Source organism: Bacteroides ovatus, assembly GCF_001314995.1.
GTDB classification, from domain to species: Bacteria; Bacteroidota; Bacteroidia; order Bacteroidales; family Bacteroidaceae; genus Bacteroides; species Bacteroides ovatus.
Map to the genome: position 1 here is coordinate 1,246,065 of NZ_CP012938.1, position 18,439 is coordinate 1,264,503.

The following is an 18,439-nucleotide window of genomic DNA, read 5'->3' on the forward strand; positions in this document are numbered from 1 at the left end:
GGCTGCCGGCCGCTTTCCGTGCAGCCAAGTGAAACGCCGTTTGCCGTCGGCACTGCCCTCCGTTTCTTTGTATCGGAAAATCCGCAGGGAGCGTGATGCAGGTATGGTGTGGAAAAAGAAAGCCCCGATGTTGGCACACCGGGACTTCATGGAATCAGTATCAAAAGAAAGGCCGTCACAAAAAAACCGACACCTTACCTGATAATAAGATGCCGGGACAAAAGTATTTTATGATGCAATCCGGAGAAAAGGATTTGTGCCTACATCAACGGCACCTCAAAGGATTTCACCACACAAAGGGCTTCCTTGTCGAGTATGAACCAGTATTCAGAGCGGTAGGGCTTGCCGCCCGAATCCTTGGCCTCGAACTCTATCTTGACCTTCCAGCCGTTGAAGGGCTGTCTCGCATGGCCATGGGGATTCCCTTCATAGACAATAAGTCCTCTCAACGCCGACATCACAGCCATCTGCCGCTCCATCAGGTCGGACATCGCCTTGTCATCGGGGTTGAAATTCTCGAAGCCGTTCGTTTCCTTCATCACTTTCTCGTTGATTTTCATCATCGCCATTGAAAGAGCCATTTTCTCATCCATGGTCACATAGTCCCTGCCGAACACGGAATCCGCCTTGCTGATAGCAAGTATTTTGACGGATTTAGGGTTATCGACCGAAGCCATCAATGCCTTCTCCGCCACTTCCACCGCCCGGTTCTCCGGCTTGCCGGAACAACTGACGAAACAAACCACGCCGCCCCAGAACAGAACGGCAGAAACCAAAATAAAGATAATCAGTGAACCCTGTCTCATACCTTCACGATTTGAAGTTTGTCAGGCGCAAGCCCCAGCCGTTTGCGGTAGATGGAGCCGTCATCCCGGTACATTTCCAGTTCGGAGGCGGTGATGCCCTTCTCGCAGATATCCGTAGCCTCGGCAAGCGTGATCTGGTGGCCGCCGATGTTACGCCAGATGGCAAAAGAGCAAGGTTTCTCTTGATTGCCGTAGTTGGAGCAGTTGAACGCCCGGCTTCCCACACGGATGTCTCCGCCGCAGTGGGGGCACTTGCCGATGACCGGTCGCATATTTACCGCACCGTCATCCGCCAGTTCAAGTACGGTCGGGAAGGTCTTGCCTTCCTTGGTGGCAAAGCCGTCCAGCAGGATACGGCGTTTCTCCAGCAGCTCCGCCACTTCCCCGTCACCCATCTTGCGGTTGCCGATGATGCCGTTGATGTTGAGCACGCAGGACGGATTGTCGCCGATGTTATGCTCACAGCGGTAGCCCTTGCAGGTCTTCACTACACTGCCGCCGCACAAGGGGCAGCGGCCTATGATTTTCTTTTCTGTTTCCATTTTCTTATTTATTTGTTGTTACGATGTTCGTATTCCTTATTCCCTTACCATTTGAGCAGGTAGCCTTGGTTCCATTCCGCCACGATGCCGCCGATGATGTTCTTGCCCGACATCACGTTGGCCCAGCCTTCCGGGTCGAGGGAGAACCAGAGGTCGTTCCACGACAGCGTGCGCACCTGCCACGCCAAGATGAAGAGGTCTGTGTTGATGGCCTCCAGTCTTGTGACCACCTCGTTGGCGATGTAGTAGCGTTCCGAAGAGTTCAGCAGGTTCACCTTGTGCTTCTCGTTTTTCCCGTCAGAGCCTGTGACGTTATAGCTGCCCGAAGTGACCAGCTGTTTCATGAACGGATAGAGGGCAGCCATCTGTGTGGCCGCGTCCGTCAGCTCATCCGACACGATGGCGGCAATGGCCGTCCCTTTGAGGTTTCCGCCGACCGATTTTGTCAGCAGGCTGCAGTTCTTGGGGATTTCCGTTGTCACCAGTTCCCCTGCCCGTTTGATTTGGTACAGGTTCTGCATCGCTCCCTGCGCGTTCGACAGGTATTCCAGCATTTTGTCCTCGACGCTGTGGACACGGTCGAGGGCCACCGTTACGGCGGCTTCTGCGGCTATGATACGCTCCTGGAGTTTCCTCCGCTTCTTGTGGATGCTTTTCAGTTCCGCTGTCTGTGCCACAACCGCTGCGGTCAGGGCCGGGTCAGTCTGTTGGGCGAAGACGGGAACGCCCCCTGCGCCCAATCCCAACAGGACGGCAAAAGCCGCCAGTCGCTTTTTGATGAAGATTGATTCCATATTCCTTAGATTTTAAGACCGGCACTTCTGCGCCCGGCCAAGTTTTCCTCACGTTCCTCCTTATGTGGAGAGATAACCGGTGCCATCGGCTTGTTCAGCAGACAGTCATTCCAGTCCTTGAACGCCTTGGGCGGCAGCCATTGCCCCATCTTGTGACGGATGGAAAGGTGCTCGTTGACCTGTACGGTCAACGGACGTTCAGGGTTCAGCTCAAAAGTCTTTCCTTTGGCTTCCACTGACAGGATATTGTCTCTCTTATTGATTTTCATCGGGATGCCTTCCAGCAACGCCATCATGCGCAGCCCGTAGATGCGTCCGGCAAGGTCATTGTCGAAGCAGTCGTATGCACGCGCATCGGGAAACCGTTCCATCACACCGGTTATCTGTCTGTCCGAGAAGGTTCCTCCAAGCGACACAAGGGCAATGTCCGTTCCTAATTGTGCCCGGTTCACCTGATAGAAAGCCATCGCGTCAAATGCGGACTCGCAGAAGAACACGCTTTTTACGATATAAGGATTGCCGCCGGACAGGTCGGCCACCCACGCCGATGAAGAGGAGTCCGTACCTGCCGCCTTTGACTTGTAACCGCCATATCCACGTATCTCGTAGCCTTGCGGCACGTTGCTGTGGCCGTTGGTGTAAGGAAAGCCGATGTTGTAACCGTCAAACTTCCCGTTCTGTCGGTCACGTATCAGGGAAAGGAACGGGGCAAGTGCCTTGACCGTTCCGTCTGAAAGCCCCCGTTCGGAGAAAAGCCGTGGAATCCTTTCCGTGTCTATCGGTTTTACTTCGTACCGTGAGGCATCGAAAAACGCGGTGGCTTTGACCGACTTCACATATTCGCGGTCTTCCCGGTATTCGGGTTCGGGCATGTTGGCAAACCGTGCCATGACCTTGGCAATCTTCTGCCACTCGTCCTTGCCCGATACAGTGAAAGCGCTCAGGTTTTCCCGTATCAGCGTGACCACATCACCCTTTGAACCGTCCCGGCGGAAAAAGGTCTGTGCCGCCTTGTCGTTGGGATGGCTGACAATGATGGTGTCACGCCGGTTGCCGTTCTCCCCGAGCACCAGCTCTATGTAGCGTCCGACACCGGCCTTGCGGTCAAGCCGGTAGCCCAGCGCGTAGGCGATGTCATCGACACCCACCCGTGCTTTCAAGTCCTTGAAGTTTACCTTGTAGTCTGCCATAAGCCGGTCGTTTTACATCATGCTGATTCCGGTACCCGTTTTCTGTGTCCGCTGCATCACCGCCAGTTCCGGTCCGTAGGTCTTGCGTGCCGTCATGTGCAGGAACGCCGCCTTGTCCTTCATGTCCGTGAGCTGGAAATAGGTCTTGGCCGTCTCCTTGGAGACGTTTTTCAACCCCAACTCCACACCATCGTAGGAGGCGCGGATGGCGTAGCCGCCCGAACGGGTCTTTACGATGGCCGCGTTCTTGAAGGGTACTTCCTCGTCCGGGCCTAACGGTACAAGAGGGTCGTTCTTGGCAAGGTACGGCTGTTCGCCGAGTGCCAGCCGCTGCTTGTCAACGTGGTCAAGAATCAGGTCGGAAGCCTTGTTCACGTCCGCCATGACGGAGACGATGAACTTCGGTTCCTGTTTCAGCACGCCTATCCATGAATCCAGATACGCTGCCGAGTTGTCGGTTACTTTGGAGTCAAAGCCCATCGAGTGGCTGATCATCGCTGCGGTCAGCTCCGCCACCAGTTCCTCCTTCGCATACTTCGGGTCGCCGAACTTGCCGCCCATGTCCCGGTTGAGACGTTCCGCCGTCATGGTCGAGTGCGTCATCTCGTGCAGCATGGTGGAATAGAACTCCATGCCGCCACGGTAGGTGTCCTCCGGCGTGCCGCCGATGTTGAACTGCGCCTTCATGGGCAGCACAATGTGGTCTTTGGAGGGAGAGTAATAGGCCCCGTCCACACGCTTGTCCACCTGTATCGGGCAGAGCCAGGCTTGTGTCTCCACCATGCGATCGAGGGCGGAATGGGCGTACATCCCGGCAGTGTCACGGAGTTCGGGCACCTTGAACTTGTCCTGTAGTTTCTGCATCCGTTCCGGTTGAATCTCAGCCAGATTGGTCTGCTGCACGTTGTACACGGGGAAGGCCTTGATGAAGGGTATCACCTCCATTCCTTTCTTTTCCTCCTTGCCCAACGCACGGTATTCTTCCGAGCTGATGCGTTTGCCGTACTTGTCCTTCACCATCATGTCCCAATAGACCACGGGAAAGGCCTTTTCGCCTTTCAGTACGTGGGCTTTGAGGTTGTGCGCCTGCTTGAAGGTCAGATAGACCGGCAGGCGGTAGCCCATGGCCGCCGTCTGCAACTGGAGGAAGAACGAGTTGGAGCCGGAGTAGTTCCGTCCGCTGACGTTCTGGGGCAGTCCGGCAAAGCCTGACGCGCCGCCGATCCATCCCTGCTTCCAGCCGGTGTCTTTCATCTGCCGCATCCGCTCGATCATCATCCCGGCAAATCGGTCGAGTGCCGCCTGTCCTGCGTTGCCGGATACGGACGTGGTATCAGTTCCAGATGCCATAGTCCTCGTCATCCATCATCTGGCGGTCCATCTGCTCGATGTCCGTCTGTTCGACATAAAACTCCGCCGACTCGTCGGACGGGTCTGTGCCGTGCGAGCGGCACCATTCCAGATACTCCCGTGCGTTGTCACCCTCCATGACAAAACGGAGGTGGCCAATCTTGCCTTCCTGAAGGAGCTGCACAAGCTCCTCATGTTTCATTGCTGACATAATATTGTTCTTGTTTATGGTTTGACGAATTGGTTTACATTTTCATGGAGGCGGATTTCTCCACCTTGGCGGTATTCGCTGCGAGCAGCCCGGTGATTTCCGTGTTCAGGTACTTGGCGGCTATCTGCTCCCGTGTGGCGGTCTTCGCCTTGAAGAGGGAATAGCCGTCGTCGAAGGAGATTTCCTGCCTGGTGGTGCGCCCTTTCTCACCCATGTCCACCGATACCTTCCACTTGTTGTCGGCACGGTCTTTGGCCACACGGACGCCATTCTGGTCAACGCCTTCGGGAAGACGGTATTTCTCGTAGGCTGATTTCAGGTGCAGGCGTTCGCCGAAGTTCCGCTCCACCAGCTTTTCAGGTGTCACCACCCGGTCAAAGTAGGCGTTCAGGTCCTGACGGGAAGCGACGGCGGACATCTTGGCCTCGCCGACCTGCGCGTAGAACTTGTATTTGCCGAAGTCGGGACGCTGCTCGTCCTTCTCCTTGTACACGTTGAACTTCTCCACGGTGATGCTGCCTTCCGGCCCGGCAATCGACTTGGGCATCCTGAACGCCTCTTCCGGCACTTTCGGCATCAGCTTGGTCGGGTAATAACGCTCCATCAGCTGCGCTACCGTCAGCTCCTTCTTCTGGTAGGCGGCGAGGTCGGCGGCATCCATCCGCTGCGGTTTCAGCTGCTGCCCGTCCATCTTGGCGGTGAAGTACCATTCCTCCGGGTTGGTCTTGCTCTGGTAGGCATGGCCGTGGGTCACTTTCTCTCCGTTGGCTGTCACCATCTGCGGCTCGCGCGGCTTACGCTCCTGTTTCTCTTTGGCTTCTTCACCGTCCTTGGTCTTCACGGCGGTCCCGGTTTTCTCTTCCTTGGCAGGTTTCTCCCCGGCTGCGTTCTTCACTGTCCGGACAGGCTCTTCCTGCGCGGCCTGTTCCTTTTTCTTCTTTGCCATATCTGAATGATTTGATTGGGTTTGTTCCTTTTTCACGCCCTCCTTCGCCATCTTCGTCAGCTTGGGGTCTTCCACCTTGTCGCAAATGGCGACCCTCGTCCCTGCGCGTATGAGTTTGGGCAGGTAGGTGTCGAGCTTGTTGTATGGGAACATGGTCATCTTCATGGGTTCCTTCTCGCCGGGAATAATCCTGTCGGTGAGGGTTATAGCAAGTATGGCGGCGGCCTTCACCGCGTCCTGCCGGTATATCTCATAGAAGTCGCCCGTCCTGAAAAGGAGCATCGCGTCGGGATGCTTCTTCTTCATGTCATCGAACTGCCTGACGAGTCCGGTGTTTTCATCCGTCTCTTTCTTCTTTGCCATAGCTGTCAGCGTTTAAGACCGTTACCGATATTCTCTTCACGCAATGGTTTGAGCGTCAGGGCACGCTCCTTGGATTGTGCGTCCACCACCTGCTGGTACTCCCAGCGGTTCTTGTCGGTCATCACGAGGCCGAGGTATTCGGGGTGCAGGTCGTCGTAGCGGAGCTTCTGCTGCCTTTCCCATTCCTTCATGTCGCCCTTGATGAGCTTGAACCCCTGTGGCTCTTTGAGATCGATGCCCACGGAGACCTTCTCGCCGCCCACGTTCAGCTCCACGGGCTTGCCGTCCCGTACCTGCTGCTTCTGCTGCGTGCCCAGTTCGATGTCGTTTACCTTCTCCATGTCTTTGAGTTTCCGTTCCATTTCGATGTCCGTCACCCTGCGGTGGATGACCGATTTCGTTTCCGGGTCGAGCTGTAGGTACTGCTGTGTTTTCTCGCCGTTCACCTCCACGGCTTTTTGAAGTACCTCGCCTTTGGCCAGCCGTTCGGCTTCCTGGGGTGTCAGTCGGAGTACCTTGTTCCGTTCCGTTTCGAGTTCCGCCCGTACCGGGTAGGCTAAGAGGGCGGGATTGCCGTCCTTGTCGGCGGTCATCTGTAGTTTGAGCGGCAACGTGATCACGTCACCGTTTCGGGCACTTATCGACACCTGCATCAGCGGTGTGACCTCTCCGGATACCAGCCTTTCCTTTACCTCTTGGGGCAGATTGTCGGCCTTTTCACGGTCGATGCCCAACAGTGCCAGTTTCTCGTATGGCAGCTGTTCGGATTGATTTCTGTTGTGTAATTCCATTTGACTGTTGTTGAGCTGTTAATTTTGCGGCCGTGGCCGTTGGATGCCACAAAATTATTTGCTGTAACCCCCTGAAAAAGAAATGCGCAACACTATTCTGACAATGTTCACCGCGATGCTGCTGCCTATAGCGGCATCCGCACAGTTCTACACGATTACCAAAGAGACGGAAGTCCAGCTGCCTCCGGTTATGAATAGTACCATAAGTGCTGATAATAAGGGAGAAACATCAGTTAACTGCACTGAAACTATAGGGAAAGACACGGTGACTGTTCCAAAGGACGGCCAAGCTGTCAATGCTCCCAAAGCCCGAAAAGGTGACAAAAGGATGTCCCTGAAAGTGACAACGGGAAAGTCGGAAAAAGTAAATCCGGCGACACCGGATGCAGGACTTCCCGAACTGACAATTCCTAATCTCTATAAAGAAATAGTAAACAACGGCATCCGCCATCCGAAAATAGTATTGGCACAGGCCATTTTAGAAACGGGGTGGTTCCGTTCAAAAGTCTGTCGCAACCGGAACAATCTTTTTGGCTTGACCAATCCACTGACAGGACAATACTTCGAGTTTGGGCATTGGACGGAAAGTGTACGTGCTTATTATACGAAGGTACAGTACCGGTATAAAGGTGGCAACTACCTCGTGTGGTTAAGGGATATTGGCTATGCGGAAGACCCCAATTATATTCGTGAAGTAATACGGGTACTGAAAACATTATAGCATTTTCAGAATAATATCTTTTTCAATTGATTTTGCAGTACTTAAGAATGTGATATAAGTCAAATACAAGTTATAGTTGTATTTTTTACGAATTTCATTTGTAATATAAAACTTTTATCGTATATTTGCAGGCAAATGGATTTACTTTCAAACATACAAGTCACAAAGTCAATCTTATCAGAAGAAAAGGCTGGAACGTTCATGACCTCTTTAGATGTAATCCAAAAGGTTATGAATGTACCAATGTGCGCATTAGCCTCATTGCTAAGGGCGAATGGGTATGATAATATTGATGATACGTCAAGCCTTTGTATAGATGAAAAAAGGCTTGAGATTTTCGCAGAAGCCTATGTGCGAAAAATCCGAAGTTATTTTATTAGTTCTCTTCGCAACGTTAGCAAACTTCCCCCAAAAGAACTAAGTAGTTTCAAGCAGTTTATTGAACTCTTTAAAAACAAGAATTTACAAAGAGAGCCTTCGAAATGGTCAGACATTGATGTCGAACATTTGATAGAAGTCTTTAAGGAAAAAGTAAAAAATGAAACACCTTCCAAACTATCCGCATATATTACTCGATTGACGGATTTGTTTGAAAAAATAACAGTAGATAAAAAAGAATTAGCTTTCCATCCTTTAGGTTTCGCAATTAGACCTACTTATGAGGTTTATTCTGCTAATGAAAAATTCCGACTGGAAAACCAAGTATTAGATGCTGTTATTCAAAGCTATTATTACATAGCGAAATCAACCTATGTTAAACAAGGATGGCACATAAATTTCCTTATAAGAAATATCTATGTAGCCGCAAGGTATCATATATTCTCTTCTGACTCTGACGATGATTTTAATAGTAAAAAGAAAATTGCATCCTATAATTAATTTTACTATTCAAATTATTTTTTATGAACAAAGAAGGTATTTTAAAAGAAATAAAAAACAGTAACCTCACGGAAGAGTGTAAAACAGAAGTCATTCAGATTATTGAACAATATGACAAAAATAGAGCTGAAGAAATTTTGCCTCTATTGTTCAAACTAATCGAAATTGCACCTACGCTTATAAAGCTGTTCTGTGGCCATTTATAAACAACAAAGATTATGGATATAGGAAATGCCATAAAATTACTTAGAAAGAGAAAAGATATTTCCCAAAAAGAATTGTCTAATCTGTGCGGAATTTCAGCAAATGCATTGTGTAGCATAGAATCCGGAGGTACGTTTCCTTCTAAAAGCACCATTGCTAAAATATGCAACGCGCTGAAAATTCCAGAGTCTTATCTTTTATTATTCAGCATTTCAGAAGAGGATATTCCTGAAAATAAAAGGATTTTGTATAAAACACTATGCGAATCAATAAAGGAGGACCTTATCCAGAATCTTTGATATGATGATTCTCACAATTTTGGTGGTAGAAGAGAACATACATTTAATTTGTATGTACATTACCTCTCTACCACCAATTCGCGAGACCAAAGATAACCATAAGATGCGCCGGATAAAAAGAATAGAACCCATACTTTGCTGTATTACCATGTATGAATCCTCTTGTTCCATCATATAAGCAGAGTACCATACACGCAAGCAATGCCCCAGCTATCCCGTAGTGCATTATGAGCGGAAAAGCACAGAACAACTGCGTCATTCTACCAAAGGGAGAAGCATACTTGTAACTACATCCCAACAAGTAAAAGATGACTATCATCAATATGCCTCTCCATTCGTAATCCACACCTAACCATGCGGCCAGCCACGCTATCATTAGGATTACACAACAGCAAAATACGCGGTACTCATGTAGTTTCTCAAAAGCGGCTAAAGCTGTTATTCCCAAAGCCAAAGTGAACATCACGTTATGCGTACCGTCCGCTCCATCCAGCAGATACCACGGCACTTCACTGATTACGGCGAAAAGCAGGAGCTGCAAAAAATATCTTCTTCGGTTTCGGGTGTGCCGGAAGCCCTCCGCAATCAAGAAAGCGAACACCGGAAAAGCGATACGTCCGATGCAACGCATCGTTTCATAAAGCAATGTGCCATCTTCCAGCAGGTAATAAGCCGAGTGGTCAACCACCATTGAAAGAACAGCAATGACCTTCAATGCGCTGCCACTCAGTTTCGGCAGGGCAGAGAATCCATGTAATGTACCTGACACATCCATAAGCTATCATCCCATGCCCAACAGTTCCCTGACCATATCCTCGACCTCCTGGTTGACCCGTTTGAAATTGCGGTTCAGCATGATTTCTTTCTCCCGGTCATTCTTGAACTCGTAGATTTTAGGAAGCGGAACGTAGTGGTCTTCCTCCTCCTTTATCTTCTTCATGTCGAAGTGCGTCTTGCAGAAATACTTCGTGGTCTTGAACTCTTCCGACTGCTCTATGTCGAAACGGTTGAGCATCCTTTCGTCCGTGGCCGTGAAGTCGCGTGCCGCCTGGCCTGCCAGCCAGCCGGTAGCCATGTCCGCAATCTTCGCCGCCGGGACGAGGTAGTCCATCTTCTCCGATATGGTGGTGGAGACCTTCTGGTCGTTGATGGAGATGGAGCGTGAGGTCTGCTTCGCCTTGCCGAAAACGTCATTCTGCGCCCATTCCAAGGTCTCCTTGTTGCGTGCCGCACCCATGAAGATATTGCCGCAAGTGGTGATTATCTTCTGCATCCCCACCTTGCCATAGTCCGCCTCCAGCTGTGGAAGTTCCTGAAAGCCCAGCGTCACGGCCACCTTGTTGGAGCGTGCCGTACCGATAAGACGGTCTATCTTGTGGAAGTACAGGGTGGGCAGCTCGTCCACGATGATGCTCACCGGGATGTTTCCTTTGGAGTTGACCCGTGTTATCAGGCGGTTGAGCACGAGGGCGTTCAGCGAACCGATGACCTGCTCCTTTTCCGGGTCGTTGGCAATCACGAGGTAGCTCGGATGCTCCCTGTCTGAAATCTTCAAGTCAAAATCATCCCCGGTAAACACCCAGTAGGCTTCCGGTGACACCAGCCGGGCGGCATTCACGCGGAGCGTGCCCACCATGCCTTCCAGCTGGTCGTTCGCTTTATTCTCGTAGGCACTCTTGAACGGCGCCATCAGAGAAGCTATCTTGTCATCCTGCATCAGAATGTTGAAAACCTGGTCGTAGGGTCTGCCAAGGAACGACAGCACATGTGGCATGTCCGAATACTCGCCCGTAACGGTGTCAGGCTCCACCTCGTTGCCCTCCTCGTCCTCATACCAGCAGCGGTCAATGACAATCCGTTTCCCTGTCCGGTCTTTATAGGAAAAACCGTTCAGCTCCACAAACATACGGTCTTCATCGGTAGAAACATCATTCCCGTTTTCATCCACGAAGTCCAGCACCACGTTCCCTTCCTCGTTGACGGCATTGAAATCATCCCAGTTCCGTATCACCAGTTCCAGTTTCTTTCCCTCCAGTGAGACAAACCGTTTCAGCCGCTTCCCGTTCCTGAACCCGACCGGGTGGAAGTTCACGAAGAAATAGATGATGGCCGCCAGAAAGTTCTCCGCTGAGTTGGTGAAGAACGCTTCCGATCCGCCTTTCTTCTCGCCGCCGCCCTTATTCAGGGATGCCAGCAAAGTAGCGGCCGTTTCCGAAGCCGCCGCCAAGTCGGGAATGTACTTCCGCTGTATCGGGTTGATGCGGTTGGAATACTCCACATCAGTAAAGTTGACGATACGGAATCCGCAATTATCAGGCAGTTTCCCTGCCTTGCGGTTCTTGCAGAACTGGTAGAACAGCGTCTTGGCCAGTGTCGGGAACTTGAAATCGTAGCACATCATGGCAAAACCCTTGGCGGCGTGCTGCCGGATGAACGGGTCGATGATGCCGAAGGACTTACCCGAACCCGGCGTCCCCAATACAATCGTCCCACGGAAGGGATTGATGATATTGATCCAGCCCCTGTGCATCTTCCGCTTCCAGTAGTATATCATCGGAATGTTCACCGAATAGTCGTTGCTGACCAAAGCCTCCGACTGTTGGAAGGATTCGTTCTCGAAGTTGAAGCGGTCTTCACCCACCTTGTAGTTGTAATACTTGGCGATGCCGTCCAGCCCCTGATGCACCAGCATTGTCCCCACCACCGAACAGACGGCATAGAGGATGCGGTTCGCAGGGAAACCCATCCAACTGATGCCGAAATCCATCCCGTGGAAGACGAAGCACAACCCTACAAAAGTCAGTCCTGCCAGTACGGGATAGACGACCATCGTCCTCACGTTGAACTTCAAGGCCTTCTTAGCCTTCGTGCCGATGCAGACCACACAGATGCAGACCAGCTCCGTCACCTTACAGCCCGATACCGAGTTGAAAATCTTGAAACGTCCCAGCAGGTCGAGGAGGAACTGCGTGATGCGGTTGTCCGCCGTCACCGGCAGGTTCATGACAATCTCTATGATGAGAAAGATGTAAATGCAGCTGCGGAAGTAGTTGTACATCTGCTGCTGTTCCCGTGTTTCCTCAAATGCCATATCCGTGTTCCTTTCTGTTGATGGTTAAAACGGTATCTTGAATCCGAGCAGCATACCGTTTCGGAACGTGTCTCCGTGTATGAAGTTCACATTGTTCTTTTGGGTAAGGGAGAACTCCCATCCGTTACGGAACACATAACTGTATTCAAAGCCTCCCTCCAGTCCGAGGAAGAACTTCCTTTCCACCGCCCCGAACTGCGGCCCGAAGCGAAAGCGCAACATTCCGTTCTTGTAACGGGCAAGGCGGTGCTTGTACACGATGCCGCCGTCCCAATAGTAACCTTTCCAAAAATCTGGCTTCCGCCAGTGGTTGCCGACCTCACCGAATACCTCCAAGGCATTGCCGTAGGCCAACGGATGCTCATAACCGACAGTCGCGTTGAGCGTGGAGGGGAACAGGAAGCCGGCATTGACCGTCAGTTTGCCGTCCTATGCGGACGCACCAATCGTTACCACCGCACACAATAAAGCGAATATCAATTTTTCCATGGCTGTGAGGGATAAGTGATGTAATAATAGGGATAGTAGGCCGCGTTTTTCAGGATGTCCGAATCAAAGCCGTCGGCATGTAGGATGTCCTCGTATTCGATGGTCAGCGTGATGACACGTCCGCTGATCTGGTTCTCAGAAATCTCCAGCCGCAAGACCTTCTCGTCCGGGAACGTCAGCTTGGGTAGCACCAGCACGTTGCGGTAGCTCTTCTTGAACTTTCTGACATGGTTCAGGGAGAATACGGGAGACAGCTCGATGGTCTGCGAGTTGGTCGCCTTGGTCTCCTTCTTGTCGGTCAGCTTCACCCTCAGTTCCTCAATATCGTATGCGATCTTCGTTTTGTTCTGCAGGGAGTAGTCGATGAAGAAGTAGTCCCCAACGGCGTAAATGTTGTTGACGACGGCCTTCATGCCGTGCGCTCTTGACACAATCTGGTTGTATTTCCGTCCGCTGCCATAGACCGCCCACGCATACCGCGCCATTTCCGCCATCGGCATGGTGACCTCCGGGTTGATGTAGGACTGCGTATGGCTGTAAGGCACCTCGAAGATGGAAGCGGCCATTTGGGGCGACTGCGTATAGAGGATGTCGTACTGTGCGATGTGCCGCTCACCGATAAGCGTCAGCGTGCCCAGTAGCTCGTTGTCCCTGTAGCCTGCCTCCGGTATGGAGTCGCTTCCACAGGACGGTTTTATACGGACAATGTTGTCGGTACACTGGTTGCCGGCAATCTTCGTGGTGGAAATATCCACCATCTTGATGTTCTCCGGCATGACGATGTGCGTGGTCACTTCCCGGTTGACATAAATCCTTTCGTTGGCCGATGCGCCGGCAGCCGCCATAAAGAGGGAAAGGAAGCATAAAAGCATTTTTGATTTCATAGTGCGTATATTTATTATTTTACGGATTATGTTGCCTATCTCGCGTCATCCGAGTTGATTAGATAGACGATGGTGTTGTATTTGATTTTCGCCTTGTTCTTCCGGATATTGGAAGAGATGGCGGACGTGGCGGAGTTGTACATATTTTGTAGGGCTTGCAGGGCGATGGCCTCGCCTGAAATGCCCGAGCCGTAGCCGTCCTCCGACTCCAAGTTGATATTCTGCTGCACGGTGCTGGCACCAGCGTCCTTCACGAAATCCCTGAAAGCCGATTCGGGGACGTAGAAGCCTTCCATGCCGTCGTTGTCAAAGACCGAGAGTTTCACTTTGATGAACTTGCCACCCACAAGGATGCTGGTGACCGCCGCGCGGACACGCTGCCCTCCGAAGCCTGTCACCGTCCCGTACAGATAGGTGCCCTTCCGCAGTTTCGTGCCGCTGACCGTCACGTCATCCAGCAGCTTGAAGCGTAGCCGGGTGCCCTCGCGCGCCTTGGTGGTCTGGTCAATCATCGCCCGTATCAGGTTGGCTTCCGCCGCTTCATCGGGTGCCGATACCGTATGGAACTTTCCGGCACCGGCATCGGATGATTTGACGACAAGGTTCGGCCGGTTGCGTTCTTTTTCCTCCATGCGTACCTTGGCGATGGAATCCGCCCGTTGTTTTCGGGCCGCTTCTTCCGCTTCGGGATTGCCGAAACCCAATCCGCTCTCGATGGCTTTCTGCCGTTGGTAACTTCGCCGCTGGATTTCTTCAAGGTCACGGGCGAAATCGTCCTGTGAGACATTGCCCGAAGAACTGCTACCGTAGGCGTATGAATTGATGTGCTTCCTTGATTCGGCAAGGGAACGCTCCAGTTCCTCCATTTCCTGCTGCTGGCGGATACGCTCCGCTTCGGCGGCGTCGAGCCTGTTCAGCTCCTCCTCGCTGTAGCCGTGTTCCAGCTCCTCCTTGTCCTTTTCCTCCTCGCCGATGGCACCGACGGCGGTAAAAGCGTCCTCGTCACCGAAACGCCGGGACATCTCGGTCATCTTGTCGCCGGCTTCCTCCGCATTGGCCTCCGGCAGTTCCATGTTGATGCGGTCGGTGGCCACTGTCTGCCGCGTGTCACCGCCTCCCCCAAAAGTCTGCATCACGAAGTACACTAACGCGCAAAGCGGCACGAAGACCACCAGCGGAAAGATGTACTTGGGTTGTTTGAAGTTGATTTTCATCATGGGTTATCGTTGTTTTTGAGTGATTTGACAATGCTTTCCAGTTTCCCGTACTGCCGGACGATGCGGACGGAATCCGCACGGCTCTTGTGGGGCAGGGCTATCATGGAGTCCAGTTCCTCGCGGAGTGCCTGCCCTTCGGCGGCCAGTTCCAGCAACGTCTGCCGCTGTACGCCCTTGTTCGCCTGTATGGTACGGAAACCGCTGAAAAGCGGTTCCATGCTGGCGATGGCACTGATGTCTGGTTCCTGCCCATCGTTCGGACGCATACCGTCCAACGTGACGGTGACTGCCAACAGGAAGGACAAAGTGCCCACCACACAGGCACAGGTGCGCTTGGGATGTTTCCTTGCCCAAGCGTTTGCCAGCCTGATTCTTGCGGCCAGCCGGTATTTCGTGCCAATGCTGCCCAGCTTGGGCTGCAACCATGCCTTTATCTGGTCATGCGTCTTCAAGCGGTGGGCACGCCCTATTTTTCTGAGTGATTTCATATTTTCTTTGATAAGGTGTTACACGTCAATAATCCAAATCCTTGTTCTCTATCGTCCTCCAGTTCGTGATCATCAGCCCGTGCGGATTGTTCCTTGTCCTCGGCACGTTCTCGATGTAGCCGGTCGTGACCATCGAACGCTTCAAGTCCTTGGTGCGCCGCTTGATAAGCTGCGTGCCGTAATAGGTGAACTTCCGTTCATGCTCGTCCAGCAGGATGGAGTCGCACATGATGGTGCAGACCGCCGACGAAGATATGATGTCCGAATAGAAGCCGTTCTCGTCCAACGCCTGTTTCTGTTTGAGTGCCGTACCGTCCGCCATGTACATCGCCTTGCCGAGCGTCCACTTGATATAGTCGTTGTCGGGCGGCAGGTTGAAGAAGTACTGATGGAAGAGCTGGATGTGTGCTTTTGCCTCCATGGTGAAGTTGGCCTCTAACTGGGCGCGTTCCGCAAGGAACGGGATGTCGCCGTCAAGGACGTATATCTGCTGCCTCTCCTTGTTGACCAGCGAGATGCAGCACCAGACGGTGAAGCCGCAGATGACGGCGCAACCGGCGATGGTTGCCACTACCGTCATCATGGCGAGCCTTGTTTTCTGTGCCAATGATTCTATGAGCATATTCTTTCTTGTTTGATGTTGTTACTACCTATGATTTGAGGGACTTGCCCACAGAACCTGCGCCGCCCACCGCCGCGCCTACGGCACCTCCCGCCGCCGATCCTGCCGTGCTCGTGATGCCCATTGCCGCCGAACCTGCCACAGAACCTGCTCCGGAGCTTACGCCGCCGGGAATCAGCCATGAGGCCACTTCGGGAACAAAACGGATGATGTACGCCCCCACGAGCATACCCATGGCGTACATGCAGTTGGATCCGATGCCCTGCAAGCCGAGTGCGCCGATTTGCGACCATGAGTTGACGGAGCCGTGCAGGAGGTGGTTGTAGGCCACCAAGTCCTGCTGCAGGTTGTATAGGAGGATAAAGTCGATATAATAGAGGCACATGTAGGTCACGAAACCCCAAAGCGAGAGGGAGAGGTATTTCGACATCCACTGGCTCCATGCCGAGTTCCACGGCGGGGCGAGGGAGAGGGCGAACATGATGGGGCAGAATATCACCATGATGGCCATGAAGATGCGCTGCGCCACGAGGATGCCGTAATAGGACATCTGGAAGATCAGCTCGCCCACGAAGCGTATGACGTCGTTTATCCACTCGCTCATTTTCGTCTCTGCCGCCACCGCCGCACGCTGGGCGTAGTTGTTGATGGTGGTGCCGAGGTTCTGCACGTTGTAGATGAGCTTGTCCCACCATGCCGCGTCCTGGCCGATGGCGGCCACCTGCTGGGCGGTGGCGATGGAATCCTGCACCGTCCTGAGCCGGTCAAGGTACTCGCCCTGCTTCTGCGCCACTTTCAGCTCGAAAGCGGCCACTTCCTTGTTCTTTGCCTGCGCCATCGCTTTAGTAGCGGATTCCAGTCCCTTGCCGGGCACCTGCAGGGCCGAGCATATCCACGAAGAGGAGGAGATGCAGATGGAGATTCCCACGATACGGAACAGCTTCATCACGTCCATGCCGCGCCGTCCGAGCATCATCATCCAGCACTCGTAAGAGCCGACACAGAGCGCGAGGCACAGCCCGATCACCCGTGCCATCCCGACCGCATCGCCCAGCACCGCCACGTTGGGAAATGTTTCCATGGCGACCAGCAGCTTATCAAGGCTCTCGTCGATGGCCGGCAGGCCTATAGTCAGAAGTGTACATAATAGATTCATATTCTGTCTTTGTTTGTAAGTGTCCTAATAATGCGTAGCTGCCACCGCGCACAGACGGGCGGTACGGTCCACCAGTTCCTCCATCTTCGCCTTGGCTTCCTCGTATGCCTGCTGCCGCTTGGCGTTCTCCAGCCCGTAGCCGACTCCCGTCTTGTGGATATAGGCGATGTCCGCACAAAGGATCTCGTTCTGACGGCTCAGCTCGTCCACCTGATGTTTGAGTTTGCCGTCGCTTTTCTTCATGCAATAGAGCAGTCCGTCCGTGATGCAGCCCTGCATACGGTTGAACTCGTCCTTGTAAGAGGCGTAGGTCAGATCCACGTTGCGGTCCGCCTCCCTCAGCAACTCTTCCTTGTAAAGTTCCTCTATGTGCGTCCGTTCCTCTTCCACCTTTTTCACTTTCTGGCGTTGGGTCTCTTCCGAGGTCACACGTACCGGCATGATGCGCTTTACACTGGACTTCGGTTCTTTGAAACGTACCCGGAAGCCCGACTTGAAACCGGCCCACTTCCAGTACATTTCCGCACCGGAATATTTATTATGGAGGAAGTAATAGTACCAGTCAGGTGCAAAGTCCCAAGGGCCGTTCTCCATTGACTGCCATTGTTTCGCCTTCTCGTTGTCACGGGACGGCCTTTGGGCATAGCCTGCAAGAGGAAGTCCTATAAGCATTATTCCGATAATGATTTGTCTAACTTGCATATCCTTGTTTCCATTTGTTGATGACTTTGTCCGCTATCTCGTCCTTGACGCTGGAGTTCAGGATTTCCCAGATGTAGTCCGGCTTCCAGCCGCAATCGGTTATGAGAAAACAGTACAGGTTCGCGTTGTCGATGATGTACCTCGCCTTGTCGATGGTGGTTTTGAGCGTCATCACCAGATTCAGCTTCTCGTCCATGGAGGCTTTCATCAGGTTGATGCCGGAGGCGGCCACGGAAGCATATAGTTTGTAGCAGTGTTTGACTTCACGGGAAATGGCTACGTTGGCATCCGCATAGTACCATGCCACGAATGGTTTCTTGGATACGTGGCTGAACGTATTGGATGTAAAGTCCTTGTAGTCCCTGACCAGTTGGTACAGCGAGTTGGCAGTGGAGGATATGGCACCGGCCAGCACCAGATAGGAATGGGCGTTACTCAGCTTGGTGTCGAGCGTGGTGCGGACATCGTTGAACTTGACTGCCCCTTTGGTGAGCAGCGACTGTTCGCCAAAACTGGTTGCCACACGCTGCAAGGCCTGGTCTTCGTCCTTCTTCACGGCTTTGTGCAGGGCAATCAATGCCTCGATGGTCGGCAAGTCCTTCGGCAGGACATAGGCGGAGACCTTCACCGGCTGCAAAAAAGCCAAAGCCAGCACAAGGGTAAAGAGTACCATTCTTATCTTCCAATGTTTCAT

At 52.6% G+C, this 18,439-nt stretch carries 21 protein-coding genes and 1 pseudogene; 4 read left to right on the forward strand and 18 right to left on the reverse strand.

What is annotated here, in order from left to right; genetic code table 11:
* Positions 1 to 260: 260 nt before the first annotated feature.
* Genes Bovatus_RS04995 through Bovatus_RS05030 form a run of 8 tightly spaced genes read right to left on the reverse strand, consistent with a single transcriptional unit; the run spans position 261 to position 6,993 of the window.
* Complete coding sequence (locus tag Bovatus_RS04995) at positions 261 to 806, reverse strand: hypothetical protein (RefSeq protein WP_004295667.1); 546 nt, start codon at positions 804 to 806, stop codon at positions 261 to 263.
* The gene (locus Bovatus_RS05000; RefSeq protein WP_004295666.1) at positions 803 to 1,348 is read right to left on the reverse strand and encodes a topoisomerase C-terminal repeat-containing protein; all 546 of its coding nucleotides are present in this window, start codon (positions 1,346 to 1,348) and stop codon (positions 803 to 805) included. Before Bovatus_RS05000 ends, Bovatus_RS04995 begins: the two co-directional genes overlap by 4 nt.
* Before the next feature lie 44 nt (positions 1,349 to 1,392).
* Complete coding sequence (locus Bovatus_RS05005; RefSeq protein WP_004295665.1) at positions 1,393 to 2,142, reverse strand: hypothetical protein; 750 nt, start codon at positions 2,140 to 2,142, stop codon at positions 1,393 to 1,395.
* Between the two features lie 5 nt (positions 2,143 to 2,147).
* Positions 2,148 to 3,332, reverse strand: coding sequence for a toprim domain-containing protein (locus Bovatus_RS05010; protein WP_004295664.1), 1,185 nt, complete (start codon positions 3,330 to 3,332; stop codon positions 2,148 to 2,150).
* Positions 3,333 to 3,344: 12 nt separating this feature from the next.
* On the reverse strand, positions 3,345 to 4,682 hold the full coding sequence (locus Bovatus_RS05015; protein WP_004295663.1) for an ArdC family protein: 1,338 nt from the start codon (positions 4,680 to 4,682) through the stop codon (positions 3,345 to 3,347).
* Positions 4,666 to 4,893: a hypothetical protein gene (locus Bovatus_RS05020; protein ID WP_004295662.1), complete on the reverse strand. Its 228-nt coding sequence runs from the start codon at positions 4,891 to 4,893 to the stop codon at positions 4,666 to 4,668. Before Bovatus_RS05020 ends, Bovatus_RS05015 begins: the two co-directional genes overlap by 17 nt.
* A 34-nt stretch (positions 4,894 to 4,927) precedes the next feature.
* Complete coding sequence (locus tag Bovatus_RS05025) at positions 4,928 to 6,202, reverse strand: MutS N-terminal domain-containing protein (protein ID WP_004295661.1); 1,275 nt, start codon at positions 6,200 to 6,202, stop codon at positions 4,928 to 4,930.
* Positions 6,203 to 6,207: 5 nt separating this feature from the next.
* Positions 6,208 to 6,993 carry a DUF4099 domain-containing protein gene (locus tag Bovatus_RS05030; protein ID WP_004295660.1) on the reverse strand — a complete coding sequence of 262 codons (786 nt, stop codon included), beginning with the start codon at positions 6,991 to 6,993 and terminating at the stop codon, positions 6,208 to 6,210.
* An 82-nt stretch (positions 6,994 to 7,075) separates the two neighbouring features.
* Between Bovatus_RS05030 and Bovatus_RS05035 the strand changes: the two genes are divergently transcribed.
* From Bovatus_RS05035 to Bovatus_RS05050, 4 genes are all read left to right on the forward strand, one after another.
* Complete coding sequence (locus Bovatus_RS05035; RefSeq protein ID WP_004295659.1) at positions 7,076 to 7,714, forward strand: glucosaminidase domain-containing protein; 639 nt, start codon at positions 7,076 to 7,078, stop codon at positions 7,712 to 7,714.
* Positions 7,715 to 7,849: 135 nt separating this feature from the next.
* Positions 7,850 to 8,593, forward strand: coding sequence for a hypothetical protein (locus Bovatus_RS05040; protein ID WP_004295657.1), 744 nt, complete (start codon positions 7,850 to 7,852; stop codon positions 8,591 to 8,593).
* A 23-nt stretch (positions 8,594 to 8,616) separates the two neighbouring features.
* Entirely contained in the window at positions 8,617 to 8,799 is a 183-nt protein-coding gene (locus Bovatus_RS05045; protein ID WP_004295656.1) for a hypothetical protein, read from the forward strand.
* Between the two features lie 12 nt (positions 8,800 to 8,811).
* Positions 8,812 to 9,096 (forward strand): helix-turn-helix domain-containing protein, encoded by a 285-nt coding sequence (locus Bovatus_RS05050; RefSeq protein WP_004295655.1) that lies wholly within the window; start codon positions 8,812 to 8,814, stop codon positions 9,094 to 9,096.
* A 67-nt stretch (positions 9,097 to 9,163) separates the two neighbouring features.
* Here the strand turns inward: Bovatus_RS05050 and Bovatus_RS05055 are convergent, their stop codons facing one another.
* From Bovatus_RS05055 to Bovatus_RS05100, 10 genes and pseudogenes are all read right to left on the reverse strand, one after another.
* Positions 9,164 to 9,871: a TraX family protein gene (locus Bovatus_RS05055; RefSeq protein WP_004295654.1), complete on the reverse strand. Its 708-nt coding sequence runs from the start codon at positions 9,869 to 9,871 to the stop codon at positions 9,164 to 9,166.
* Between the two features lie 6 nt (positions 9,872 to 9,877).
* Positions 9,878 to 12,187 carry a type IV secretory system conjugative DNA transfer family protein gene (locus Bovatus_RS05060; protein ID WP_004295653.1) on the reverse strand — a complete coding sequence of 770 codons (2,310 nt, stop codon included), beginning with the start codon at positions 12,185 to 12,187 and terminating at the stop codon, positions 9,878 to 9,880.
* A gap of 24 nt (positions 12,188 to 12,211) precedes the next feature.
* A pseudogene (locus Bovatus_RS05065) lies at positions 12,212 to 12,676 on the reverse strand (hypothetical protein).
* Positions 12,664 to 13,560 carry a conjugative transposon protein TraN gene (gene traN / locus Bovatus_RS05070; RefSeq protein ID WP_004295650.1) on the reverse strand — a complete coding sequence of 299 codons (897 nt, stop codon included), beginning with the start codon at positions 13,558 to 13,560 and terminating at the stop codon, positions 12,664 to 12,666. The pseudogene Bovatus_RS05065 and the gene traN overlap by 13 nt, the downstream one beginning before the upstream one ends.
* A 35-nt stretch (positions 13,561 to 13,595) precedes the next feature.
* Positions 13,596 to 14,777 (reverse strand): conjugative transposon protein TraM, encoded by a 1,182-nt coding sequence (traM, locus tag Bovatus_RS05075; protein WP_004295649.1) that lies wholly within the window; start codon positions 14,775 to 14,777, stop codon positions 13,596 to 13,598.
* Positions 14,774 to 15,265, reverse strand: a complete 492-nt coding sequence (locus tag Bovatus_RS05080) for a hypothetical protein (protein ID WP_004295648.1) — start codon at positions 15,263 to 15,265, stop codon at positions 14,774 to 14,776. Before Bovatus_RS05080 ends, traM begins: the two co-directional genes overlap by 4 nt.
* A gap of 25 nt (positions 15,266 to 15,290) precedes the next feature.
* Positions 15,291 to 15,887, reverse strand: a complete 597-nt coding sequence (gene traK, locus Bovatus_RS05085) for a conjugative transposon protein TraK (RefSeq protein WP_004295647.1) — start codon at positions 15,885 to 15,887, stop codon at positions 15,291 to 15,293.
* 28 nt (positions 15,888 to 15,915) lie between these two features.
* Positions 15,916 to 17,043, reverse strand: a complete 1,128-nt coding sequence (locus Bovatus_RS05090; protein ID WP_004295646.1) for a hypothetical protein — start codon at positions 17,041 to 17,043, stop codon at positions 15,916 to 15,918.
* 24 nt (positions 17,044 to 17,067) lie between these two features.
* Positions 17,068 to 17,745 (reverse strand): DUF5045 domain-containing protein, encoded by a 678-nt coding sequence (locus Bovatus_RS05095; protein ID WP_004295645.1) that lies wholly within the window; start codon positions 17,743 to 17,745, stop codon positions 17,068 to 17,070.
* On the reverse strand, positions 17,735 to 18,439 hold the full coding sequence (locus Bovatus_RS05100; protein ID WP_004295644.1) for a hypothetical protein: 705 nt from the start codon (positions 18,437 to 18,439) through the stop codon (positions 17,735 to 17,737). Before Bovatus_RS05100 ends, Bovatus_RS05095 begins: the two co-directional genes overlap by 11 nt.